This window comes from Actinomycetota bacterium (genome assembly GCA_035759705.1).
In the GTDB taxonomy this organism is placed as follows: domain Bacteria; phylum Actinomycetota; class CADDZG01; order JAHWKV01; family JAHWKV01; genus JAJCYE01.
Genome location: DASTUJ010000106.1, coordinates 1 through 4,311 on the forward strand (window position 1 = coordinate 1; position 4,311 = coordinate 4,311).

3 protein-coding genes are annotated in these 4,311 nt (G+C 70.3%); all 3 read right to left on the reverse strand.

Going from position 1 to position 4,311, the window contains the following annotated elements:
* The coding region (locus VFV09_07185; protein HEU4867495.1) for a universal stress protein at nucleotides 1-867 on the reverse strand (867 nt) is incomplete at its 3' end.
* Entirely contained in the window at nucleotides 867-1,649 is a 783-nt protein-coding gene (locus VFV09_07190) for a cupredoxin domain-containing protein (GenBank protein HEU4867496.1), read from the reverse strand. The genes VFV09_07185 and VFV09_07190, both read right to left, overlap by 1 nt.
* Before the next feature lies 1 nt (nucleotide 1,650).
* Nucleotides 1,651-4,311 (reverse strand): AAA family ATPase (locus VFV09_07195; GenBank protein HEU4867497.1); only part of this gene is annotated, 2,661 nt, incomplete at its 5' end.

Sequence of the window (4,311 nt, forward strand, 5' to 3'; positions counted from 1 at the left end):
GACGTACACCGCAGTCTTCTTGCCCTCCAGCGTCACCAGCCCGCCGTGGCCGGGAGAGATGTCCTCCAGCGTGCGGTCGGTGGTCTTGGCGATGAGAACGTCCCGGGCCGCCTTGTGGGCCAGCTCGACGGGGACCGAGGACAGCGCCCAGCGGCGGGGCCCGACGACGCCCTTGTTGCCGACGACGATCAGGTCGGCGACCCCCGACTCCGCCAGCCGGGCGATCGCCTGCGCCGGCTCCCCCTGCTTGAGCAGTTGGGTCTCGACCGGCACCCAGTCCGGCTTGGCCGCCTTCGCCTTCTCCAGGACGATTGCCCCGATCAGCGGGTCGCCGGCGACGTAGACCACGGTGATCTTCGTCTCCAGGACCATGCCGAGGTCGAAGGCCTTCCGGACCGCCTCGGAGGCGGTGGCGGTGCCGTCGGTGCCGACCACCAGGCCCTTGTAGACCAGCTTGCGAACCGGTCCCTCGTCGGGCCTTTCGGTCCGGACGATCAGGACGTCGCACGGTGCGGTGTGGGCCGCCTGCTCGGCAACCCCGCCCAGGCTGAAGCGCCGAACCTTGCCCATCCCCACGCTGCCGACCACGATCAGGTCCGCGGACTCGGAGGCCGCAACCTGCGACAGAACCTCTCCGGGGCGCCCCTCGGGGTACTGGATCTCCGCATCGACGCCCCGCCTCTGCGCCGTCTGCTGAGCCTCGCGGAGCAGTTGTTCGGCTGCCTCGGTCGACGGGTCCTCCGCCGGTACCGCGGAGACGAGGACCAGCCGGGCGCCGGTGATCTTGGCCAGACGGGCCGCCTTGTCGACCGCCCGGGAGGCGGTCTCCGATCCGTCGGTCCCGGCGACGATGGTCCGATAGCCCACTAGACGGCCTCCAATGAGCCGGTCATCTGTTCCGGGTGGACGTCGCAGACGAAGGTGTAGCTGCCCGGCTCCAGCGTCGGCACCCCGTAGGTCACCGTCCGGGGGCCGGTGAAGGTCTCCCCGACGAACAGCGCTTCGCCATCCGGGTCCCGGATCGACACGTTGTGGGGGAGCGAGGAACGGTTTTCGAACTCCAGCCCGAACTCCCGGCCGGCGGGAACCGAGAGCGCGTCGGTGTCGAACGCAAGGTCGGTGGAGGCCAGGGATGCCGACGGCGGGCCCTCCGGCGCCTCCGGGGTGTCGGGGGCCATGCCGAGGTCCGGCTTGAACAGCATGAGGAACAGGATCACGGCCAGGCCGGCGAACCCGATTCCGGCGATCACCAGGCCGCGGGGGGCGCTGAGCACCTCGCCGTACTCCTCGGGCGAGACGGCTTTGGATCCGCCGACCATGGCGTCGGTCACGAACCGGATGCGGGAGAAGTGCGGCTTGGCCATTGCGTACATCGCCACGGTGACGAGGGACAGGATCCCAATCGACCACCAGATCCAGCCGTAACCCCACCACCTTCCCTGGAACCCGGCGGCCACGCCTCCGGCGAGCAGCATCACCATCGACGGGTAGAACCCGGTCAGAGAAGCGCTCGACATGCCGAGGAGCGCCTGGACCTTCGACGGGTCACGCTCCTTGCGCAGGCGAAAGGTCACCGCCACCGACACGCCGTGCGAGATTAGGAAACCGAACACCCCGAGCAGGTGCAGGTAGACCCACCACCGGTACACGCTATTCCCGGTGGCGCTCGATACCGGCTGCCGCCCGCGCTGCCAGCAGGCGTGCGCCTTGTGCCCGGGCCACGGCCAGGGCGGTGTTCAGTGCCTCGATTCCTTCTTCCCGGTTCCCCGATGCGAGGAGGATCTCCCCCCGCACCCGGTGGATCTCCGCTTCGTAGAATCGCTCGCCGGTTTTCGGCATCACGTCGAGCCCCTGGTCGGCGACCGCCAGACCCAGGCTCGGCTGGCCGGCCAGAAGGTGGGCTTCGGCCAGAAGCGCCAGGAAGATCGAGTGGTCGATCCGGGCCCGGCCGGACATGGCGTTCAGGGTCTGCTTGATCTCATCGACGCCCGCCTCGGCCTCGCCCTCCACCGCTCTGGCCCAGCCGTGGAAGATCGACCCCAGGGCGATGTAGGCGTGGAACCCCCGCTCGCGGGCGAACTCGACCGCCTCCCGGGCCGCCCGCCGGGCTTCCGGGATGCGCCTCTCGAAAACCGGCTGGGCCGAGGCGAAGTAGAGGGCGTGGGCGGTGTCGAACTCGTTACCCTGGCCGATGGCCCGGCCGACCGCATCGTCGGCGTAGGAGCCGGCCAGCTCGCTTTCGCCGAGCACGGCCAGGCACCAGACCTGGAAGGTCGAGCAGCTGACGATCGGGTCCTGGTGCATCCACGACAGCAGCCAGGGGTCGGTCAGGCCGTCGTCCAGCAGCAGGGCCTCGTCGAAGTGGTGGCGGGCTTTCTCCAGCTCCCCCTGGAACATGCTGATGATCCCGACGCCCAGGTGGGCCGGCACCAGCTCGGCGGGAACGCCGCCGGGGGTAACGTCCTTCAAAAGGTCCTCGGCCAGGCGCCGGGCGACGAACGTGTTGCCGTCGTTGTTGTGGAAGGACACGAGTCCCCAGCGCACCGGGATCAGCGCCCGGATCTCGCCCAGCCGGTTGCCCAGGGCCCGGGCCCGCTCCAGGTTGTCGGCCAGTTCGGGGGCGGCGTACCCCTTGGTCATGATCGCCAGGGTGTTCAGCCGCATGAGCGCCTGCAGCTCCTGGTGGTCCCGCTCCGCCCCGGCCGGGAGGAGGTCGATCAGTTGCAGGGCCCGGCGCAGCTGCTCCCCCGCCTGCTCGTACGCCAGTGAGGAGACTGCGGCCTCGGCCGCCCGCAGGATGTGGGGCACCGCCCGTGCGGGACCGATCGCCGGGGCGGCCTCGGAGAAGTGGAAGGCGATCTCAATCGCCCTGCCGGTGTCCCCGTAGACCGTCTCGATCGCCTCCCCGACTCTGGCGTGCAGCATCGACCGGCGGGCGGCGGTTAGGCCTTCGAGGATCGTCTCCCTCACCAGGTCGTGGTTGAAGCGGAAGTAGCCGGGGCGGGTCGGGTGTTCGGCCACCAGCCCGCCCGCACAGGCGGCCTCCACCAGGCCCAGCGTCCCGTCGGTGTCGAGCTTGAAGGCGGCGCTGACCACCCGGAGCTCGAAGTCCCGCCCCACCACAGCCGCGGTCGACAGCACGGCATTGGTCTCCGCCGGCAGGCGGCTGAGGCGCCGGCGGACGACGTCACGCACGCCGGAGGGAATGGCCCCGCCGGCCCCCTCGGCTCCCAGGCTGGAGTCCGACGCCAGCAGCCGGGCCAGCTCGGTGACGAAGAACGGGTTGCCCTCGGTGCGGGACTGGACGGTCGCGACCAGGCCGGGGTCGGGCGGCTCCCCGGTGTAGCCGGCGATCAGCTCGCCGACCTCGGCCTCCGGCAGCCCCCGAAGTTCGATACGTTCGGCTACCTGGTGCCGGGAGAGGACCGACATGGCCTCGGTGAGCGGGTGCTCGTCACCGACCTCGCCCGGCCGGTAGGTGCCGACCACCAGCAGGCGGTCCTTCTTGAGGTGAGGAGCAAGGAAGCTCAAGAGCTGCAGTGACGCTACGTCGGCCCACTGGAGGTCCTCCAGCACCACCAGCAGAGGCTTGCGCGTGCCCAGCTCGGTGAGCAGGCCGGAGACCGCTTCGAACAGGTGCAGGCGTCCGGTCTCGGCGTCGGTGCTCGCCGGAGCGTCGACCGGCCCTATGACTTCCTTTAGCTCGGGCACGATCTGGGCCAGCTCGGGGGCCCCTGCGCCCACCGCCTCTTTCAATCCGGACGGGTCGGCTGTGGAGAGAAGGTGCGTGATCACCTGGACCCAGGGCCAGTGCGCCGGCGTGCTGCCGCCCTCGACCCCTCCGCCGGCTGCGACCGTGAAGTCCTCCCGCAGTGCGACCTGGACCAGCTCCTCCACCAGCCGGGTCTTGCCGATGCCCGGCTCTCCGAAGACCAGCACAGCTCCGCCCTTTCCCCTCTCGGCCGCGGCCAGGGCGGTGCGCAGCGTCAACATCTCGGCCCGGCGTCCGACCAGTGGGCGGTCCGGCGGCGCCAGCGTCTCGACGGGGCTGCGATCGGGCGCCTCCTCCGGACCGCGGCGCTCGGGGACCTCGACCTCATCGGGCTCGGTCTCCATCCCTCCGAACGGGCTGCCGGCCAGGGCCGCCTCCTCCGACCTCCCGTCCAGGGCGTAAGCCACCGCCTGCTGCATCGTCATCTCCCGGCCGGCGCTGCGGGCGTTATCAAATTTCTGCTCACCCAAGTCGGAACGCAGCCTATTCAAGGTTCGTTCGTACAGGTCTCCCGGAGCAGCCAGGTAGATGTAGTGGGG